Consider the following 20193-nt stretch of genomic DNA (forward strand, 5'->3'; position numbering starts at 1 on the left):
GTTTAGTATATCGTTTGGTTAATGAAAATCGAATGTGTCTGGATCTGGACCCACTCGTAAGTCTTCATTTAATGCGTTCAAGCGGGCCATGTCAGCTTCTGATAAATGGAAATCAAAAATCGCTGCATTGGCGATCATTCGCTCGGGGTGTGTCGATTTGACATTGACTAAGATCCCTTGTTGAATAGCCCAGCGTAAAAGCACTTGTGCCGCTGATTTTTGCTGTGCATCGGCGATCGCCAAGACGGTGTCATCTTTCAGCAGTTTGCCTTGCATCAAAGGTGACCAGGCTTGGATCGTAATTGCTTTTTCGGCACAAAAAGCCCGCAGGTCTTGTTGCGTCAGTTTGGGGTGCAGTTCGATCTGATTGATAACAGGAACGACCTTAGCAACGGCCAATAATTGCTCCAGATGATGGATCTGGAAGTTGCTGACCCCGATCGCTTTGATTTTTCCTGCCGCATAGAGGTCTTCCAAGGCACGCCAGGACTCTTGAAATGCTTGATTTCCTGGCCAATGGATCAAGTACAAGTCGAGATACTCGAGGTTTAAGCGGGCCAAACTTTCATTGAAGGCGTGGATCGTTTCATCATAAGTTAAATGATCGTTCCAAAGTTTGGAAGTGACAAAGAGTTCTTCACGAACCAACCCCGTTTCTTGCAAGCCTTGTTTGATTCCTGCCCCTGTTCCTGTTTCATTGCCATAGATAGCCGCCGTATCAATCAAGCGATAGCCATTGATAATCGCTTGCTTCACAACCTCTGCTGTGTCAGCTTCAGGGATTTGAAAGACACCTAACCCTAAACCAGGGATTTTGCTGCCGTTGTTCAGGGTGACGGTATCTGATAATTTTTCGATCATAAAAACATCTCCTTTATTTTTTTCTGGTATCATCATATAATGAGGTGGTGATACTGTATAGTACGTACTTTTTTGTTTGATACCCACCTTTTGGTAACCTTTGTGTGGTATCAAGCGTAATGAGGTGGAAAAAATGGCAGAAAAAATTTATAATATCGGTGTTGAAGCAACGATGGATATCATCGGTGGGAAGTGGAAACCCATCATTCTTTGTAATTTGCGCCATGGGGCATTACGTCCCAGTGATTTACGGCGGAAGATCCCTGGCATCAGTCAAAAAATGTTGACCCAGCAATTGCGGGAATTAGAAGAATCTGACATCGTTACTCGCAAATCCTATAATCAAGTACCACCCAAAGTTGAGTATTCCTTGAGTGAATATGGAGAAACCTTAGGCGGCTTATTGGATACTCTTTGCCAGTGGGGCACGATGCACGTTGCTGCACTGCAAGGCAAAGGAGAGCAAGTTACTTTGTTAGAACAAGAAGAAGCGATGGTCTAACAAAGGGCAAGTGGCATGAGAAAAGGCGGCAGAAACCATTGGTTTCCGTCGGCCTTTTTAGGTTATGTTTGTTGGATCAATTCTAGAATGGCTTCAGTATTCATCCCGCTGTAATGATTGACAGGAAACGAAAAGCGCTTGATGCGTGGTGGGATGGCCTGCTCGATCATCGGATCTGTTAAAGAAAGCAAGGGATCGACCAAAACGAGTTTTTCTTGCGCAAAACGATAATTCGCCAGACGTTCTGGTGTCACAACAGTTACGCTGATTTGATCCTCGGACAGCAGTTGGATGTTGCGGGCGAAAATTTTAATTAGACTTCCAGCCAAAGTAGAACGATCAATAAAAACGACTTTTTCCAAAATGATTCTCCTTATTAATTAAAATGATTAATTAAGTATATTAATTAAATGGTTCTTTGTAAATAGGAACATTTGGGAGACAACAAAAAAGCCGCAAAAGATCTTTCTTTTGCAGCTTTTGGTTCGTCTATAAAAAGGTTTGATTCTTTTTTGATTAAATCACGATCACGGGTGTACCGACTTCGGCTTTGCTGTACAATTCTTTCATCACGCCTGGCGGAGTATTGATACAGCCGTGAGAACCACGGGTTTTCCAAAGATCGCCACCGTATTCCGTCTGCCAATCAGAATCATGGATACCGACACCGGTCCAATCGATGGGCATCCAGTAATCAACAGGGGACGCATAATCTTCACCAGTCAAGGTTGCATCTTCTTCTTTGTTCCAGACATAGAAGACGCCAGTTGGTGTTGGTGTGGCTGGTTTTCCGGAAATTATGGCTGTTTCAAGAACAAGCTGTCCGTCTTTGTAATACCACATGTGTTGGTTTTTTAGATCAACTTCGATATAGGTGTTGCCAAACAGCGGGCTGCCTGCATCGGTGCTTCCTTGAGCGATCGGTGTGCGGGTGAAGTCTTCACCTGCTTTTAACGCCTCGATCAATGCTTCTGTTTCTGCATCGGTTTGGATCGTCCAGCTAAGAGTACCGGCTGGGACTGTCACTTCGCCTTGCTTGGTACTTTTGAAGGTCGAAGAATTGGTGCTAGTATTGTATTGTTCGCCGATCGATGTGACATAGCTTCGTACTTTGTCTTCGTCGATCGTTGTGTTGCCGTCTTTATAAGAGAGCCAATCCATGATCGTTTCTCTTGGGATTTGAAACGTATTTCCGTTGATCGTATAATTGCCGGTTACTTTGGCGATTTTATTCAACGAATCCATTTCTTTCGTTAAGTCTGGATCATCGGCGGTCACACTTGGTTTTGTGACATAATCAACGAGATTCAATTCCTTTTCGCCGCTGACGATGGCTTCTTGCAAGTCTGCCACTGCTTTGTCAACATCGATGGCATCGCCGTCAACTTCTGGTTTGATAGAAAAGCCGTCTTCGCCTTTTTCCAACGTGGCATTAGCCGATTTGGTACGATCTTCATTTAAGGTTTCGAGTTCTTTTTGGATCGTGTTGGTCTCGCTAGTCAAGGTGTCTTGGTCTACTGAGAGATTGTCTAGCTTCTTTTCTTCGGCAGCCGAAACGTAAGCCATTCCCCAGCTCCACTGATTTTGTTCATCTTTTAATGATTGCAGCTCATCGGTGAAATCCGTCTGCAAACCAAATTGAGCAAGGTTGACTGTTTTCCATTCGCTATCACCATCTTTGATGGTAAAGTCTTCTTGTGAATAGCGATCATGCAGCAGGTCGTTGGCCTCGGCAACGGTTTTGTTGCTGATGTCGATTCCATCGATTTCAGTCTTTGGTAGAAAACGGTTTGCATAATATGTACTTCGGTAGGTATAGCCGCCAGCGATCACGACGAGTAAAGCAGCCACAACGATCAGAACAATTTTCTTCGTATTATTCTTGGCGTCAGTATGTTTGTTTGAACGAGTCATTCAACTACTCCTTTTTTCTAATGGCATAATAGATAATAACGCTTAAATCATACCATATTCCCACGGGAAAGCGAATATGGCAAATGAAACTTCCATGAAAAATAGAAAATTCTTAAACTATCTTTAGGCAAGCTGTAGAAACGCATTTCTTACGATAAAAAAACTGAACGAATCGGCAGCAAGCCATCTTGATCAAAGGGGTCTGAAAAAGAGTGAGCTGGAGGATTCGTTCAGTCGCATAATTGACTAACTAAAATTGACTATTTAACACGAGGGAAAAGAAATTATTGATTGTCTTCCGCATCTAATTTTGCAAAAGCTTCATCAAGAATATCTTTTAATTGTTTTGCTGAAGCGGCCATCCGGTCTTTTTCACCATCTGTTAATGGGATCTCAATTACTTTTTGAATCCCTTGAGCATTGATGACTGCAGGCGCACCGATGTACAAGTCGTTTAAGCCGTATTCGCCGTTCATGTACACAGATAATGGGAGAACAGCATTTTCATCGTCTAAGATCGCACGAGTGATCCGTGCTAAGGCTACCGCAATCCCGTAGAAGGTCGCACCTTTTTTCTCGATGATGGTGTAGGCTGCATCACGAACACTGAAGAAAATGTTGACCATTGCTTCTTCATCGATGTCTGGGTTATTTTTGACCCATTCATAGATTTGTAGGCCAGCTACGTTGGCATGAGACCAAACAGGGAATTCTGAATCGCCGTGTTCCCCTAAGATATAGGCATGGACGTTACGGGCATCGACATCGACCAATTCAGCCAATGCTTGACGGAAACGGGCAGAGTCTAATGAGGTACCTGAACCGATAACGCGCTCTTTCGGGAAGCCTGAGAATTTCCAAGTAGAATAAGTCAAAATATCGACTGGGTTTGCTGCAACTAAGAAAATTCCGTTAAAGCCTGAATCAACGATTTGGGTAACTACTTCACGGTTGATTTTCAAGTTTTTATGAACTAAGTCTAAACGGGTTTCGCCTGGTTTTTGAGGCGCACCAGCAGTAATAACGACTAAATCAGCATCATGTGCATCTTCATAAGAAGCGGCATAGATTTTTTTAGGGGAAGTAAATGCCAAAGCATGGGACAAGTCAATTGCGTCGCCTTCTGTTTTTGCTGTATTTATATCAATGATTCCGACTTCTTGCGCAATGTTTTGGGTCACCAGCGCAAACGCGTAACTAGAACCAACCGCACCGTCTCCAACAAGAATTACCTTTTGGTGATCTTTTTTGTTCGTTTTTGCAGTCATCTGTGTATCATTCCTTCCGCATAATTGTTTTACTCGCTATCATCCTACCATTTTCAAGTATGTTTGTCATGTGATTTGCACAACAATATTACACAAAATATCGCTGTTTCAGTTGTAAATGCTTTCTTTATTATTACGTCAAAAAGAAGATATATCAAGGTTTTATTAAGATTCGTTAAGAAAGATAAAAACTGAGCAAGAGGGTGCCACCATAACAGTCCATTTCGTGTTATAATTACCTAAGCAAAAGAACTGGGCGCATTTGTGTGCCCAGTATTTTGTGTTTGGATAAGAAAACCGATAAAATAGATGAAGAATCAGCTTGAAACTAGAAATAATGGAGCGTAAATAAAAATGAAAATGATTGTAGGCTTGGGAAATCCTGGCAAAAAATATGAAAAAACCAAACATAATGTTGGCTTTATGGTAGTGGATGCGTTGGCACAAAAGTACCAAGCAACCTTTAAAAAGTCGGCTTTTGAAGCAGAGGTGGCAGAGTTTTTCTTGAAGGGTGAAAAAATCCTTTTGGTCAAACCACAAACCTTCATGAATGAATCGGGTCGTGCGGTAGGCCCGTTGATGACCTATTTTGGTATCTACCAAGAAGAACTAGTGGTGGTCTATGATGACCTCGATTTAGCATTAGGGAAAATTCGTTTGCGCCAAAAAGGCAGTGCAGGTGGCCACAATGGGATCAAGAGTTTGATCGCTCATTTGGATTCAACAGTCTTTGACCGGATCAAAATCGGGATCGATCGTCCACGTCCAGGACAAACCGTGGTCAATCATGTCCTGAGTCCTTTTGCAAAAGACGATCTGCCCATCGTTTTACAAAGTATTGATAAAGCGGTCGAGGCAAGTAGTGATTACTTGACCAACGGCGACTTTCTTGCCACAATGAATCGATTTAACTAAGGAGGGCCGAGATGGATTTAATTGAATTAATAAATAAAGTGCCGACAGTGGCGGCTTGGCATACAGGTTTACGTGAACAGGCCCCCCGGCAATTACTGACCGGTCTAGCTGGATCGGCAAAAACATTAGCGATCACTGGTGTGTATCAGGCATTTCAAAAACAAGTGATCGTCGTGACACCAAATCTCTATTATACAAATCAACTAGCCGAAGATCTGCGCAATGTGACGGAAGATGTCTATGTTTTTCCAGTGGATGAAGTGTTGTCAGCCGAAATGGCTTTTTCTTCACCAGAAGCACGAGAAGAACGAGTGGCAGCGCTGAATGCTGTTTCTCAAGGGAAAACGGGGATCTATGTGTTGCCGGTAGCGGCTTTGCGAAAGTATTTGCCTGAAAAGAAAACCTGGTTAGCCAATCAATTTCAATGGCAGATCGGCGATGAGATCGATTTAGAGCGTTTGCCGCAACAATTGATCTTGATGGGTTACGAACGTCAGTCAATGATTGGCAAACCTGGCGAATTCAGTATTCGTGGGAGCATCCTCGATATTTATCCATTAAACGCCGAATACCCCGTACGGATCGAGTTATTCGATGTAGAAATCGACTCGATGCGTTCTTTCAACGTGGAAACGCAACGCTCAGTAGAAACGCTGCAGCAAGTGGCTATTTTACCCACTACTGAATTGGTTTTCTCAGCGGAAGATTTAGCGGCGGGGCAAAAGCAGCTGCAAGAATTATTGAACAAACGCTTGGCAGTCACCAAAGAAGCAACCGATCGCGCCTTTTTAGAAGATTATTTTGGCCAGTTGGCTTCTCAATGGCAAGCAGGGATTCCTGGTGAAAGTGCCCGTTATTACACGGATTTACTGTATCGTCAGCAAACGAGCGTCTTAGATTATTTTTCTGAAGATGCCTTTTTGATGATCGATGATTATGCTCGGATCATGGAGACCAATCGTGAGATCGAACGGGAAGAGGCGGAGTGGCATACCCAAAAATTAGCGGAGCTGCGGGTCTTTTCTGAACAGCAATTCGGGATCGATGTCCATCAGCTGCTGCAAAAAGAAACCTTTGTGACCAGCTTCTTTTCTTTATTCCAAAAAGGAATGGGGAATATTCGCTTCCAAGCGATCCATCAATTCCAATACCGGCCGATGCAACAGTTTTTCAGCCAAATGGGTCTCTTGAAAGTTGAGATCGATCGCTGGGAGAAGCAACAGCAAACGGTGATTTTTCTGGTCAGTGACCAAGAACGGGCCAAGAAGTTAGAGCAAGATCTGCGAGATCATGATATCTATGCCGTGCAGACGCAACCAGATCGCCTGTTTACGGGACGCACCCAAATCGTGGTGGAACGTTTGCAAAGCGGCTTTGAAATGCCGCAAGACAAGCTAGTGGTGGTTACGGAAAAAGAAATTTTCCAAAAGATGAACAAAAAAAGAGCCCGCAGGCAAAATGTCACCAATGCGGAACGGCTCAAAAGCTACAATGAGTTAAAAGCCGGCGATTATGTCGTCCATGCGAATCATGGGATCGGGAAGTACATCGGCATGGAAACCTTAGAAGTCGATGGCGTCCATCAAGATTACATGACGATCTTGTACCAAAACGAAGACAAGCTCTTTATTCCAGTCACCCAGTTGAATTTGATTCAAAAATATGTGGCTTCCGAATCGAAAACACCGAAAATCAATAAATTAGGTGGCAGCGAGTGGGCGAAGACCAAGCGCAAAGTGACGGCTAAAATTGAAGACATCGCGGATGATTTGATTTTATTGTATGCCAAACGCGAATCAGAAAAAGGCTATGCTTTTCAACCAGACGATGCCTATCAAAAAGAATTTGAAGATGCCTTTCCTTATTCGGAAACCGATGATCAGCTGCGCAGTACGGCAGAGATCAAGCGGGATATGGAAAAAGAAAAGCCGATGGACCGTTTGTTAGTTGGGGATGTCGGTTTTGGGAAAACAGAAGTGGCGCTGCGGGCTGCTTTTAAAGCGATCAAAGAAAGCAAACAAGTGGCTTTCTTAGTGCCGACAACGATCTTGGCGCAGCAGCACTATGAAACGATGGTCGATCGTTTTGAAGGATTCCCCGTCAATGTTGGGGTGCTGAGTCGTTTTCGGACGAAAAAACAGCAGAATGAAACGATCGAGCAAGTGCGCAAAGGGCAAGTCGATATTTTGGTGGGGACCCACCGATTATTGTCAAAAGATGTCGAGTTTGCTGATTTGGGCTTGTTGGTGATTGATGAAGAACAACGTTTTGGGGTCAAACACAAAGAGCGCTTGAAACAACTGCGTTCGCAAGTCGATGTGTTGACGTTGACGGCAACGCCGATCCCACGAACATTGCATATGTCGATGCTAGGGGTGCGGGATTTATCTGTGATCGAAACACCACCGGAAAATCGTTACCCGATCCAAACCTATGTGATGGAGATGAATCCAGGAGCGGTGCGAGAAGCGATCCAACGGGAGATGGCACGCGGGGGCCAAGTGTTTTATCTCTATAATCGTGTCGATACGATCGAGCGAAAAGTCGAAGAACTGCAGGCGTTAGTGCCAGATGCACGAATCGCGTATGCCCACGGGCAAATGACCGAGATCCAATTGGAAAATACCCTGTTTGACTTTATTGAAGGGCAATACGATGTGTTGGTGACGACGACGATCATTGAAACCGGTGTGGATATTCCCAATGCCAATACGTTGTTTGTGGAAAATGCCGATTACATGGGGCTTTCGACGTTGTATCAGTTGCGTGGCCGTGTCGGTCGGAGCAATCGAGTCGCTTATGCGTATTTCATGTATGAACAGCAAAAAGTGTTGAACGAAGTCAGTGAAAAACGGCTGCAAGCCATTAAGGACTTTACGGAGTTAGGTTCAGGATTCAAGATCGCGATGCGAGATCTTTCGATTCGTGGGGCAGGAAATCTATTGGGGGCGCAGCAGCACGGCTTTATCGATGCAGTCGGGTTTGACATGTACTCGCAAATGCTTTCTGAAGCAGTCACTCGTAAACAAGGGAAAAATACCCAAACAGAAAAAACGACCGTCGAGATCGATCTGGGGATCGATGCCTACTTACCGACTTCGTATATTGAAGACGAACGGCAAAAAATCGAGATTTACAAACGAATTCGTGAGCTGGAATCCCAAGAAGCAGTTGATGAACTTCAAGATGATCTGTTAGACCGTTTCGGTGAATACCCTGTAGAAGTGGCGCATCTCTTAACGGTGGGCGAGATCAAAATGAACGGCGATCGTGCCTTGTTAGAAACTATCCGCAAGCAGCAGCAGACGGTGTCGTTTACTTTGAGTAAAGTCGGCACGAAAAATTATTCGGTGGAGCAGCTGTTTGAAGCATTGAAAGCTACTAAATTAAAAGCCACGATGGGTGTCGATCATGAGCAAATGACCATCAAATTACAGATTCCGCCAGTGATGAAGGAAAGCACCTGGCTATTAGAAATCCAAGATTTTGTCAAAGCGTTACGGGAACAAAAATACGCCAGCCAAGGCTAGAAAGGAACCAGCGGGATGCCGAAATCACAATTGAAGCGTACGATGGAAGGGGCGTTTATTTTAACGATCGCTTCCTTTATCGCAAAAATCTTAAGTGCCGTTTATCGGGTCCCTTTTCAGAACCTGGTAGGGGACGAAGGGTTTTATGTGTATCAACAAGTCTATCCGATTTATGGATTGGCGATGACGTTAGCGTTGTCAGGGTTGCCACAGTTTATCTCCCGCATCGTCGCTGAAGAACCCGATCCTTTGAAAAGCAAGGAACGGCTGCAAGCGTTGACGCCTTTCGTGCTTTGGTCTGCGATTGGTTTATGGGCGGTGACCTTTTTATTTGCCGGTCCGATTGCGCAAGTGATGGGGGACCACCAACTGGCGGGCTTGATTCGAGTCGTTTCTTTTACCTTCTTATTTGTCCCGCCTTTGACCTTTTATCGAGGAATGTTTCAAGGAAATTTGCAAATGGTGCCGACAGCAGTTTCCCAAGTCGTAGAGCAGCTGCTTAGAGTTGGTGTGATTTTAGGTGCTGCGGCAGCTTTCCAGCAATTGGGCTGGACGATTTATCAAACGGGGACTGTCGCCATGATGGGTGCCTTAGTCGGGGGCCTTGCAGCGTGGTGGATCTTAAGTTATTATAGCCGACAAATCAACGGTAAACGCCTATCGCTATGGCATAAACCAGTCACCAGTACAGGAGAAAATCCCGCTGTTTTATCCGCCTCGTTGAAGAAACGGTTCTTCTTAGAAGGCGGTCTGTTGACGATTTATAGCGGCTATTTGATCTTGTTCCAGTTAGCGGATTCGTTTTTATTGACCAATGCGCTAGAAGCGGGGGGGATGACGGCACAAGCAGCCCGAATTTCAAAAGGGATCTATGATCGCGGACAACCCCTCGTCCAACTAGGTCTTGTGGTGGCGATGGCGTTAAGCTCGACGTTTTTGCCAACGTTGACCAAGTATTTGACGGTAAAAAATCAGCAGCTGTTTGAAAAGTCGGCAAAAATGTATTTGCGCCTGACGATCGGGATTGCTTCGGCTTCCGCCGTGGGCTTAGCGATTTTGCTGCCTTATATCAACTTTGCCTTATTCAAAGACGGTTCTGGCAATGCGGCGCTGGTATTGTTTGTCTTTTCCATCGCTCTGATGGCGACGATCCAAGCCTATCAAAGCATTCAACAAAGTCGCAATACCTACACCTTCGGCTTGCTCGCTGCGGGGATCGGTCTTTTGATCAAATGTCTATCGATGTGGCCGCTGACTGCTTCTTATGGGACTGCAGGAGCGAGTATCAGTACACTGTTGGGGTTAGGCGCGACCTTATGCTGTTTTGTGGTTTCCGAACAGCGTCGAGCACAAAGCAGCATCAATCACTTTTGGCATGAAGGAAATTATGGAAAAAAACTATTTATTTGTTTAGGGATCATGGCAAGCGTGCTATTCTTATATTATAGCTTCGTTGCGATCTTATTGAACGGTCATTTGACCCATCGACTACAGGCACTGCTTTTTTGCCTAGGCGGTGTCGGTCTGGGAGGCGCAGCCTTTATCGGGGCAGCGATCAAAATCAAATTGTTAACGATTCGCGAATGGCTGTTAGTTCCATTTGGAAAGAAACTATTAAGAAGAGGTGAAAAACATGAGATTAGATAAATTTCTTAAAATCTCCCGCATCATCAAGCGTCGCTCTGTGGCCAAAGAAGTGGCAGACAAGGGACGCATTCAGATCAACGGCAAATTAGCCAAGTCAAGCAGTGACGTCAAAGTAGGCGATACCATGCGCATTCAATTCGGGAATAAGGTCTTGGAAGTAAAAGTCAATGAATTGCATGAATCGACGAAAAAAGAAGACGCTGCAAAAATGTATGAGATCGTTTCAGAGGAAAGAATCTCAGAAAATGCTTGATTTTTACGGCATTTTCAGTTAGACAAGCTTTGCGGATGTTGGTATAATGTAAAAAACAAAGACAGCGACGGGAGCGAGTTCAGGTGGCAAAAGAATCAAATAAAAAAATAGAACTATTGCAGACCGATTATGCGAAAGAGCAATTTGCCAAGTTTGAAAAAGAGCGGCGGCAAGTGGTGTTTCGCCGACGTCGGCTGGTGGCGTTTTTCGTGGCGGCATTAGCGATATTTGCGATCGTAGGGATTCAAATGTTCAACGATCAAATGCGCCTGCAAAAGCTAAAGGAATATAAGGCGGAAACAGTCGCCGAACAAAAAGAGGCAGAACAAAAGGTGGCTTCACTGGAGCGAGACGTTGCCTTGCTGCAAGACGATGAGTATGTGGCAAAATTGGCCCGCAGCCGATTCTTCTACTCAAAAGATGGTGAAAAAATCTATCCAGTCTTGCCAGACGGGACGGATTCTCAAAACACCAATGAGCGTTCTTCGCAAAGCGGACAAGAATCATCATCCACAGAGTCACAAGATTAAGCAATGTCATACCTACTCAGCGCAGTAGTTTGAATTATTTTAAATGGGTAAAAATTAGGAGGAACATTTTTTATATGTCAATCGAAGTTGGAGCGAAACTAAAGGGCAAAGTGTCTGGTATTACAAATTTTGGTGCGTTCATTGATCTTGGTGAAGGGAAAACTGGTTTGGTGCATATCAGTGAAGTATCAAACGGATTCGTCAAAGACATTCACGACGTGTTGTCTGTTGGGGATGAAGTGACAGTACTTGTTACGGCAATCGGCAACGATGGAAAAATCGGCCTATCGATCCGCAAAGCAGAAGATAAACCGGAAGAAAAACGTGAATACCCGAAAAAAGAATTCAATCGACCAAATCCGAAAAAATCTTTTTCACGCAATCAAAATACGAATGTAAATAAACAAGACTTCGATTCATTGATGAGTTCTTTTCTAAAAGATAGTGATGATCGTCTTTCGTCATTACGTCGAAATACAGAAGGAAAACGCGGTGGCCGCGGCGGACGCCGTAACTAAACATGAATAGCAAGTTGGAAAAAGCTGGAACAAAACTGTTGGTTCGTTTTGTTTCAGCTTTCTTTCTTGTGGGATTACCATATGAGAAGGAGGGCAAATGATGGTCATTCAAACCGTTCGAGCGCAACTCAGTGCCATCGATCCTGAAAAAAAACGCCGCTTTTTGTTGGCGGTATCGACGGGCGTCGATTCGATGGTCTTGTTGCAGATCTTTTGTCAGTTGTTTCCTGAAATGCAAAAAGAGCCATGTTTTGGTGTGGCACATGTGAACCATCAATTGCGCCCAGCATCTGCCAAGGAAGCGGCTTTTTTACGGCAGTACTGCCAAGAACGCGGCATTCCTTTTTATGAACGGTGCTGGGAAAATCCGCCAGAAACCGGCGTAGAAGCTAGCGCTCGAAACTTTCGCTATACCTTTTTTGCCGATGTCATGTCTCAAGAAGGCTATGATGTTTTGCTAACTGCTCACCACAGTGATGACCAAGTAGAAACGATGTTGATGAAGATGATGCGAGAAGGTCGTTTGCGATCGGCTGGCGGGATGAAACAGCAGCAGCCTTTTCACACAGGGATCTTGTTGCGTCCACTGCTTACTGTCAGCAAGGCAGCGATTTACGACTATGCGCAAGCACAGCAGATTCCCTACTTTGAAGACGAAAGCAATCACGAACCGCTGTATTTGCGAAACCGACTACGCCAGCAAGTAGTGCCAGCCTTAAAAGCGGAAAATCCGCAGCTGCTGCCGCATTTTCAACAGCTTTCTGAAGAAGTACAGTTTGCCAATCAGTTGATCCAACAAGAGCAGCAGCAATGGTTGTCTGCGTTCGTTCAACAGCAAGCTGCTCGCTTAGTGATCGATCTGCAACAGCTGCCGACGTTTTCTCCAGCGCAGCGCTATTTTTTCTATGCGGGTTTTTTACAGCAAGCAGAAGCTTTTACGAAGCAGCCCCTCAATCAAAAACAGCTGCCGCAGTTATTGCGTCTACTGGATGAAAAGAAAGGGCAATGGCAATTGGCGTTGCACAAACAGTGGCAGCTGCGGCGCAGTTATGATCAATTGTTATTGGAACCTGTTACTGTTTCCCAAAGGCCTGCAGCGCCGTTGACAGAAGTTAGTCAGCGACTGGTTTTAGGGGAGGGGATCTATCTTTCTGAAAAGGAATGGATTGGGTATTTTCCGATAAATGAACAGCATATTCCCAAAAAAATCACAAATTGGTCAGAGTTTTCCCAAGATTTACCGCTAAACTATTCCTCTGAGCTGGTGGTGCGTAAGCGCCAGCCGGGAGACCGAATCCGCTTGGCGCGTGGTCTGACCAAAAAGATCAGTCGTTTTTTTATCGATTCAAAAATTCCTAATGAAGTGCGAGAAAAAAGTTGGGTCGTCACAAACCTTGAAAAAGAGGTGATTGCCTTACTACCTCATACATTTTCCTATTTGAGTATTGCGCCAGAAACTGATAAAATACACTACATACTTCTTTATAAATACCAGAAGTAAGAGTTGGAAGGAGAACTTTATGCTAGATAAAGATATTGAGAAAATTTTGATTTCCCGTGACGAAATCAAAAATCGTTGTGTGGAACTTGGTCAAGAATTAACGGCGGCTTATGCGGATAAAAATCCTCTAGTCGTAGGTGTGCTGAAAGGTGCCGTTCCTTTCATGGCAGACATCGTTCGTGAGATGGATTGTTACTTGGAGTTAGACTTCATGGATGTCTCAAGTTATGGCAATGCCATGATTTCATCTGGAGAAGTCAAGATCATCAAAGATTTAGATACAAATGTTGAGGGCCGCGATCTTTTGATCGTTGAAGACATCATTGACAGCGGTCGCACATTGGCTTATCTGGTGGATCTATTCAAATACCGTAAAGCGAAATCAGTGAAAATCGTAACGTTATTAGATAAGCCAGAAGGTCGTGTTGTTGAGATCGATGCAGATTATGTCGGCTTCGATGTGCCAAATGAGTTTGTTGTTGGATATGGACTGGACTATGCAGAGCAATATCGAAACTTACCTTACGTTGGCGTCTTAAAACCTAGTGTTTATCAGTCAAATTAGTGACTGTTCTAAATCAATTGTGATACAATTAAATGGTCAGGATTGATAAAACAAAATAGCCAGGGAGGTACGCATGAATAAGAAAAATAACGGTATGGTAAAAAATACCTTATATTATGTACTTGTCTTGTTGGCGATGGTCATGGTCGTATATTTCATTTTTGGAAATGGCAATCAGCAGACCCCAACGATCGAGTACTCCACGTTTACAGAGCAGCTGAAAGACGGGAAGATCAAACAGTTTACTGTTCAACCCGCTAACGGTGTGTATCGAATCGTGGGTGAATACAATGAAGAACAAACCGTCAGCAATGACAACAGCTTGTCTGTTTTAGGTAATACACAGGCGAGTTCGACCCGCTTTTCAACGATCATTTTACCGAATGATTCCACACTAAGCGAAGTCACCAGTTTGGCCTCGGCAGAAGGGGTCAAAACCACGATCGAAGAAGAATCCAACAGCGGCATTTGGTTATCGCTTTTGGTTAGCTTCTTACCACTTGTGATCATCATTTTCTTCTTCTACATGATGATGAGCCAACAAGGTGGCGGCGGTGGCGGTGGCGGCCGTGTGATGAACTTTGGCAAATCAAAAGCCAAAGAAGCAGATAAAAAAGCCAACCGCGTGCGTTTTTCAGACGTAGCCGGTGCAGAAGAAGAAAAACAAGAGCTTGTCGAAGTCGTGGAATTCTTGAAAGACCCTCGACGCTTCGTTGAATTAGGTGCTCGTATCCCAGCAGGTGTCTTACTTGAGGGGCCTCCAGGAACCGGGAAAACATTACTAGCCAAAGCCGTTGCTGGTGAAGCTGGCGTACCGTTTTACTCGATCTCTGGTTCAGATTTCGTTGAAATGTTTGTCGGTGTCGGTGCAAGCCGGGTGCGTGACTTATTTGAAACAGCGAAGAAAAATGCACCAGCCATCATCTTTATCGATGAAATCGATGCAGTCGGTCGCCAACGTGGTGCCGGTATGGGTGGCGGACATGATGAGCGGGAACAAACATTGAACCAGTTGTTGGTTGAAATGGATGGTTTTGATGGGAATGAAGGCGTGATCGTCATTGCCGCAACGAACCGTTCGGATGTTTTAGATCCAGCGTTGCTACGTCCAGGTCGTTTTGACCGTCAGATTTTGGTTGGTCGTCCAGACGTGAAAGGTCGTGAAGCGATCCTCCGTGTCCATGCCCGCAACAAACCTTTATCAGATGATGTTGATTTGAAAGTCGTTGCCCAACAAACACCAGGCTTTGCCGGTGCGGATCTGGAAAACGTCTTGAATGAAGCGGCATTAGTTGCTGCTCGTCGTAACAAGAAAAAAATCGATGCTTCAGATATCGATGAAGCAGAAGACCGCGTGATCGCTGGTCCAGCGAAGAAAGATCGGGTCATCAACAAACGCGAACGTGAAATGGTTGCTTACCATGAAGCAGGACATACCATTGTTGGGTTAGTCTTGAGTCGTGCCCGTGTGGTACACAAAGTAACGATCATTCCTCGGGGACGTGCGGGTGGTTACATGATCGCCTTACCGAAAGAAGATCAATTCTTGATGACCAAAGAAGATATGTTTGAACAAATCGTTGGGTTGCTTGGCGGACGTACGGCAGAAGAAATCATCTTCGGTGTACAATCAACAGGTGCTTCCAATGACTTTGAACAAGCAACTGCGCTTGCAAGAAGCATGGTGACAGAATATGGAATGAGCGACAAATTAGGTCCAGTTCAATATGAAGGAAACCATCAAGTCTTTGTCGGTCGTGATTATGGTCAAACAAAAGCGTACTCTGAACAAGTTGCCTTTGAAATCGATCAAGAAGTTCGCAAGATTTTAATGGATGCCCATCAAAAAGCCCATGAAATCATTGAAGAACACCGTGCGCAGCACAAATTGATCGCTGAAAAACTGCTTGAACATGAAACATTAGATGCAAAAGCAATCAAATCCTTGTTTGAAGAAGGCAAAATGCCTGAAGGAACCGAAAGCTCTGAGTATCCTAGTGAAAAAGCTCAAACGTTTGAAGAAGCGAAACGTGCGCTGGAAGAAAAAGATGCAGAGAAGCAAGCTGCAGAAAAACACAGCGAAGATGCACCATCAAACGATTTTGATCAACAATTGGAAGATGTTCGCCGCAATAGCGAAAGCCAACCGACTGATCAAGAAAACAAAGATGATAACGCCTAAAATAAGACGTATCAAGGCACCGAGGAAACTCGGTGCCTTTTTGTTTCTATTTAAGAAGACTTTCCTTAAATTCAAACACATTCAGTTGAAAAAAGCGGCGCTTCCTAGTATGATTCATTAATGAATAAAAAGGAGAATCAAGATGAAGGATTATTTAGTAAAAGCACTAGCATATGACGGCTTCGTCCGAGCATATGCAGTATCGGCAACAGAAACGATCGCCGAAGCACAACGACGCCATGAAACATGGAATACGGCATCCGCTGCTTTAGGGCGAGCGATGGTGGGAAGTTTGTTATTAGGCAGTACCTTAAAAGGGGAAGACAAATTGACCGTCAAAATTCAAGGAAATGGTCCTGCTGGGGCAATCGTCGTAGACAGCAATGGCCGTGGGGACGTAAAAGGATACATAAAAAATCCGCAGATCAGTCTGCCGTTGAACCCTCAAGGGAAATTGGACGTTCGGGGCGCAGTGGGTGACCAAGGGATCTTTACCGTGATCAAAGACTTAGGGCTAAAAGAACCCTTCTCTGGACAAACACCGATCGTCTCTGGGGAGCTTGGGGAAGACTTTACTTATTATTTAGCAGTGTCAGAACAGATTCCTTCTGCTGTTGGTCTGAGTGTATTAGTAGAAACCGATGATTCGATTCGGGCAGCCGGTGGGTTTATGCTGCAGATCATGCCTGGTGCCAGTGAAGAGATCATTGATGCCATCGAAAAACGTTTGGGAGAATTGCCTCGAGTATCAACCTTGATCGATGAAGGACAATCACCAGAAGAGATCTTAGAGACATTGTTGCCAGACACGACGATCGAAGTACTAGAAAAAATGCCAGTCCAGTTCCATTGTGATTGCACGAAAGAAAAATTTGCGACGGCGATCATTACCTTGGGGGCTGATGAGATCCAAGCGATGATCGATGAAGACCACGGGGCAGAGGCAGTCTGCTCGTTTTGTGGCAACAAGTATCATTTTGATGAAACGGAATTGGCGGCATTGAAGAAAGAGGCGGAAGCGTAAGTGAAAGATAGACAAACATGGCAGATCGGCTCGGTTGAGATTCCCAACCGCGTCGTCGTTGCGCCAATGGCAGGGATCACCAATTCTGCGTTTCGTGTGACAGTCAAAGAATTTGGCGCGGGTTTAGTCGTCTGTGAGATGATCAGTGATCGAGGGATTCAACTGCGGAACAAGAAGACCCTTGAGATGCTATTTATTGACGAGACCGAGCATCCTCTTAGTATTCAGATTTTTGGTGGGAATAAAGCATCCTTAGTAGAAGCAGCGCAATTTGTCGCAGAAAACACAACTGCCGATATCATTGATATCAACATGGGGTGTCCTGTAAACAAAATCATCAAAGCAGAAGCTGGTGCGAAGTGGCTTTTAGATCCCGACAAGGTTTATGAAATGGTCCATGCTGTTTCCAGTGCGATCGACAAGCCCGTTACCGTAAAAATGCGGATCGGCTGGGATGAGCAGCATATCTTTGCGGTTGAAAATGCCCAAGCCGCAGAAGCAGCGGGTGCCGCAGCGATCGGTATGCATGGCAGAACCCGTGTACAGATGTATGAAGGATCGGCTGATTGGGACGTGTTGAAACAAGTGAAGCAAAGTATCACGATTCCCTTTATGGGCAACGGCGATGTCAAAACCCCTGAAGATGCCAAGCGAATGTTGGAAGAAGTCGGTGCAGATGCAGTGATGATCGGACGGGCAGCGTTAGGCAATCCATGGATGATCCACCGCACCAAGCAATACTTGGAGACAGGCGAGTTATTGCCAGAACCAACACCGCGAGAAAAAATTTCGACAGCGAAACTTCATTTAGAACGTTTGGCTGATCTAAAAGGGGAAAAAATCGCTTCGCGAGAATTTCGTCAACATGCTGCGTACTACTTAAAAGGTATTTCGCGGGCAGCCAAAGTCAAAGCGGCAATTAACCAAGCGGAAGATAAGCAGACGATTTTTGATTTATTAGATGCATTTGTGGAAAAGACCGAAAAACAGCCGCTAGCAACTCTTAAGGAATAAGAAACAAATCAAGTCGATTCGAAAGTTCGGCTTGATTTTTTGCGTCATCATTGGCATTATAAGAAGGAAACCCAAGTTAAGAATGGAGGAAAACTCGTGACAGAGGAACGACAAACACAAGAAGAATTGAATGATCAAATGTTGGTTCGCCGTGAAAAGATGGAAAAACTACGGGAAGAAGGCATTGATCCTTTTGGCAAGCGATTCGAACGCACCCATAATTCTGCCGAGTTACATGAGTTATTTGATCAAAGAACCAAAGAAGAATTAGCCGAAATGAATCTTTCAGCAAGCATTGCAGGAAGAATCGTTACAAAACGTGGAAAAGGTAAGGCTGGTTTTGCGCATTTACAAGACCGCGAAGGCCGTATTCAAATATATGTACGTAAAGACCAAGTAGGGGATGAACCTTACGAAGTATTCAAACACGCAGACTTAGGTGATTTCTTCGGCGTATCTGGTGAAATCATGAAGACCGATACCGGTGAAGTGACCATCAAAGCCAAAGAAATCGTGATCTTATCAAAAGCATTGCGTCCATTGCCTGACAAATACCACGGCTTGACGAACGTAGAACAACGTTACCGTCAACGTTACTTGGATTTGATCAGTAATAAAGAAAGTTTTGATCGTTTCATGAAACGAAGCCAAATCATCAGCGAAATTCGTCGTTACCTTGACGGTCATGGGTATATCGAAGTCGAAACGCCAGTATTGCATAATCAAGCAGGTGGTGCAGCGGCTCGTCCCTTCATTACCCACCACAATGCCTTAGACATGGATCTGTATTTACGGATCGCTCTTGAGCTTCACTTAAAACGATTGATCGTGGGCGGCATGGAAAAAGTCTATGAGATCGGCCGCGTTTTCCGAAATGAAGGGATCGATACGACCCATAATCCTGAGTTTACGATGTTAGAAGCGTATACGGCATATACAGATTTCAAAGATGTGATGGATCTGACCGAAGGCATTATCCGTAATGCTGTTGAAAAAGTCTTGCACACAGCAACGATCCAATACGATGGACAAGAAGTAGATCTAGCTAGCGACTTTGCACGAATCCATATGGTCGATGCAATCAAAAATCAAACAGGTGTTGATTTCTGGCGACCAATGTCCGTTGAAGAAGCCCGCAGCTTAGCGAAAGAACATCATGTTGAAATCACTGATACCATGACTGTTGGCCATATCATCAATGAATTCTTTGAGACATTTGTTGAAGAAACGTTACAGCAGCCAACCTTTGTCTTCGGTCATCCAGTGGAAGTTTCGCCATTAGCGAAAAAGAATCCAGAAGATGAACGCTTTACCGACCGCTTTGAATTATTTATCGTTGGTCGTGAATTTGCGAATGCCTTCACGGAACTAAATGATCCAATCGATCAAAGAGAACGTTTTGAAGGGCAAGAAAAAGAGCGCGAAGCAGGAAATGATGAAGCCCATGGGGTGGATGAAGATTTCTTAGAAGCACTTGAATACGGTATGCCGCCAACTGGTGGATTAGGGATCGGGATCGATCGCTTAGTGATGCTATTGACCGATGCGCAATCGATTCGCGACGTTTTATTATTCCCAACAATGAGATAAAAAAACTCCGTCCACTCGCAAGAGATGGGCGGCTTTTTTTCTTGTCTGCTGGATCAGGGAGAAAAACAGCGAGGAATTAGAGGGAAAAACGCCACGATAGTTGCCAGAAAACGGATTAAATGCGAACGATAAAAGCTGGATCCAATGCGATTAGACGGGTTTGTAAAAATTGAAAAAAGCCATAGAAAATGATTGACCGTAAGGGATTTAGTTGGTATATTATTACATGTGCCAAATGACTAAATGAATTCCTAAAAAGAATTGAAAAAAGTAGTTGACGCACAGCTCGACAGATGATATTATAACGAAGTCGCAATTTTAAAACAGTTAATTGATGTTGATACATCAACAAAATTAATTAAAAAAAGTTGTTGACAAA

17 protein-coding genes are annotated in these 20193 nt (G+C 44.4%); 13 read left to right on the forward strand and 4 right to left on the reverse strand.

Features of this window, described 5'->3' with window-relative positions:
• Window positions 1-18: 18 nt before the first annotated feature.
• A complete protein-coding gene (locus ECA1_RS05325; RefSeq protein ID WP_370447899.1) occupies window positions 19-897 on the reverse strand; it encodes an aldo/keto reductase in 879 nt (292 codons plus the stop codon).
• Between the two features lie 97 nt (window positions 898-994).
• Between ECA1_RS05325 and ECA1_RS05330 the strand changes: the two genes are divergently transcribed.
• A complete protein-coding gene (locus tag ECA1_RS05330; protein ID WP_005230715.1) occupies window positions 995-1363 on the forward strand; it encodes a winged helix-turn-helix transcriptional regulator in 369 nt (122 codons plus the stop codon).
• Between the two features lie 62 nt (window positions 1364-1425).
• Here ECA1_RS05330 and ECA1_RS05335 read toward each other — a convergent pair whose 3' ends face one another.
• The 3 genes from ECA1_RS05335 to ECA1_RS05345 form a co-directional block, all read right to left on the reverse strand.
• Entirely contained in the window at window positions 1426-1725 is a 300-nt protein-coding gene (locus ECA1_RS05335; RefSeq protein WP_005230717.1) for a hypothetical protein, read from the reverse strand.
• A 154-nt stretch (window positions 1726-1879) separates the two neighbouring features.
• A complete protein-coding gene (locus tag ECA1_RS05340; RefSeq protein ID WP_060791884.1) occupies window positions 1880-3277 on the reverse strand; it encodes a L,D-transpeptidase family protein in 1398 nt (465 codons plus the stop codon).
• A 284-nt stretch (window positions 3278-3561) separates the two neighbouring features.
• Window positions 3562-4545: an L-lactate dehydrogenase gene (locus ECA1_RS05345; protein WP_005230720.1), complete on the reverse strand. Its 984-nt coding sequence runs from the start codon at window positions 4543-4545 to the stop codon at window positions 3562-3564.
• A gap of 354 nt (window positions 4546-4899) precedes the next feature.
• Between ECA1_RS05345 and pth the strand changes: the two genes are divergently transcribed.
• From pth to lysS, 12 genes are all read left to right on the forward strand, one after another.
• Window positions 4900-5460: an aminoacyl-tRNA hydrolase gene (gene pth / locus ECA1_RS05350; protein WP_015510502.1), complete on the forward strand. Its 561-nt coding sequence runs from the start codon at window positions 4900-4902 to the stop codon at window positions 5458-5460.
• An 11-nt stretch (window positions 5461-5471) separates the two neighbouring features.
• Entirely contained in the window at window positions 5472-8990 is a 3519-nt protein-coding gene (gene mfd, locus ECA1_RS05355) for a transcription-repair coupling factor (protein ID WP_060791885.1), read from the forward strand.
• 15 nt (window positions 8991-9005) lie between these two features.
• Window positions 9006-10637: a polysaccharide biosynthesis protein gene (locus tag ECA1_RS05360; protein WP_060791886.1), complete on the forward strand. Its 1632-nt coding sequence runs from the start codon at window positions 9006-9008 to the stop codon at window positions 10635-10637.
• Window positions 10624-10890: an RNA-binding S4 domain-containing protein gene (locus tag ECA1_RS05365; RefSeq protein ID WP_005230745.1), complete on the forward strand. Its 267-nt coding sequence runs from the start codon at window positions 10624-10626 to the stop codon at window positions 10888-10890. The genes ECA1_RS05360 and ECA1_RS05365 overlap by 14 nt, the downstream gene beginning before the upstream one ends.
• Before the next feature lie 83 nt (window positions 10891-10973).
• Window positions 10974-11420 carry an FtsB family cell division protein gene (locus tag ECA1_RS05370; protein ID WP_005230746.1) on the forward strand — a complete coding sequence of 149 codons (447 nt, stop codon included), beginning with the start codon at window positions 10974-10976 and terminating at the stop codon, window positions 11418-11420.
• Window positions 11421-11494: 74 nt separating this feature from the next.
• Window positions 11495-11938: a S1 domain-containing RNA-binding protein gene (locus tag ECA1_RS05375; RefSeq protein ID WP_010748998.1), complete on the forward strand. Its 444-nt coding sequence runs from the start codon at window positions 11495-11497 to the stop codon at window positions 11936-11938.
• Between the two features lie 100 nt (window positions 11939-12038).
• Window positions 12039-13439, forward strand: a complete 1401-nt coding sequence (tilS, locus tag ECA1_RS05380; protein ID WP_060791887.1) for a tRNA lysidine(34) synthetase TilS — start codon at window positions 12039-12041, stop codon at window positions 13437-13439.
• Window positions 13440-13458: 19 nt separating this feature from the next.
• On the forward strand, window positions 13459-14004 hold the full coding sequence (gene hpt, locus ECA1_RS05385) for a hypoxanthine phosphoribosyltransferase (protein WP_005230750.1): 546 nt from the start codon (window positions 13459-13461) through the stop codon (window positions 14002-14004).
• 73 nt (window positions 14005-14077) lie between these two features.
• On the forward strand, window positions 14078-16186 hold the full coding sequence (gene ftsH / locus ECA1_RS05390) for an ATP-dependent zinc metalloprotease FtsH (RefSeq protein ID WP_010749000.1): 2109 nt from the start codon (window positions 14078-14080) through the stop codon (window positions 16184-16186).
• Window positions 16187-16328: 142 nt separating this feature from the next.
• The gene (gene hslO, locus ECA1_RS05395; protein WP_060791888.1) at window positions 16329-17210 is read left to right on the forward strand and encodes an Hsp33 family molecular chaperone HslO; all 882 of its coding nucleotides are present in this window, start codon (window positions 16329-16331) and stop codon (window positions 17208-17210) included.
• Window positions 17211-18224 carry a tRNA dihydrouridine synthase DusB gene (gene dusB / locus ECA1_RS05400; RefSeq protein ID WP_060791889.1) on the forward strand — a complete coding sequence of 338 codons (1014 nt, stop codon included), beginning with the start codon at window positions 17211-17213 and terminating at the stop codon, window positions 18222-18224. It begins immediately after the preceding gene.
• Window positions 18225-18320: 96 nt separating this feature from the next.
• Window positions 18321-19814 (forward strand): lysine--tRNA ligase, encoded by a 1494-nt coding sequence (lysS, locus tag ECA1_RS05405; RefSeq protein WP_060791890.1) that lies wholly within the window; start codon window positions 18321-18323, stop codon window positions 19812-19814.
• Window positions 19815-20193 lie beyond the last annotated feature (379 nt).

Source organism: Enterococcus casseliflavus NBRC 100478, assembly GCF_001544095.1.
Classification (GTDB): Bacteria; Bacillota; Bacilli; order Lactobacillales; family Enterococcaceae; genus Enterococcus_D; species Enterococcus_D casseliflavus.

What these genes read in the sequence shown, in the direction of transcription:
- ECA1_RS05325 (WP_370447899.1), bottom strand. Translation starts at nt 897, where the DNA reads ATGATGATACCAGAAAAAAATAAAGGAGATGTTTTTATGATCGAAAAA.
- ECA1_RS05330 (WP_005230715.1), top strand. Translation starts at nt 995, where the DNA reads ATGGCAGAAAAAATTTATAATATCGGTGTTGAAGCAACGATGGATATC.
- ECA1_RS05340 (WP_060791884.1), bottom strand. Translation starts at nt 3,277, where the DNA reads ATGACTCGTTCAAACAAACATACTGACGCCAAGAATAATACGAAGAAA.
- ECA1_RS05345 (WP_005230720.1), bottom strand. Translation starts at nt 4,545, where the DNA reads ATGACTGCAAAAACGAACAAAAAAGATCACCAAAAGGTAATTCTTGTT.
- pth (WP_015510502.1), top strand. Translation starts at nt 4,900, where the DNA reads ATGAAAATGATTGTAGGCTTGGGAAATCCTGGCAAAAAATATGAAAAA.
- mfd (WP_060791885.1), top strand. Translation starts at nt 5,472, where the DNA reads ATGGATTTAATTGAATTAATAAATAAAGTGCCGACAGTGGCGGCTTGG.
- ECA1_RS05360 (WP_060791886.1), top strand. Translation starts at nt 9,006, where the DNA reads ATGCCGAAATCACAATTGAAGCGTACGATGGAAGGGGCGTTTATTTTA.
- ECA1_RS05365 (WP_005230745.1), top strand. Translation starts at nt 10,624, where the DNA reads ATGAGATTAGATAAATTTCTTAAAATCTCCCGCATCATCAAGCGTCGC.
- ECA1_RS05375 (WP_010748998.1), top strand. Translation starts at nt 11,495, where the DNA reads ATGTCAATCGAAGTTGGAGCGAAACTAAAGGGCAAAGTGTCTGGTATT.
- tilS (WP_060791887.1), top strand. Translation starts at nt 12,039, where the DNA reads ATGGTCATTCAAACCGTTCGAGCGCAACTCAGTGCCATCGATCCTGAA.
- hpt (WP_005230750.1), top strand. Translation starts at nt 13,459, where the DNA reads ATGCTAGATAAAGATATTGAGAAAATTTTGATTTCCCGTGACGAAATC.
- ftsH (WP_010749000.1), top strand. Translation starts at nt 14,078, where the DNA reads ATGAATAAGAAAAATAACGGTATGGTAAAAAATACCTTATATTATGTA.
- hslO (WP_060791888.1), top strand. Translation starts at nt 16,329, where the DNA reads ATGAAGGATTATTTAGTAAAAGCACTAGCATATGACGGCTTCGTCCGA.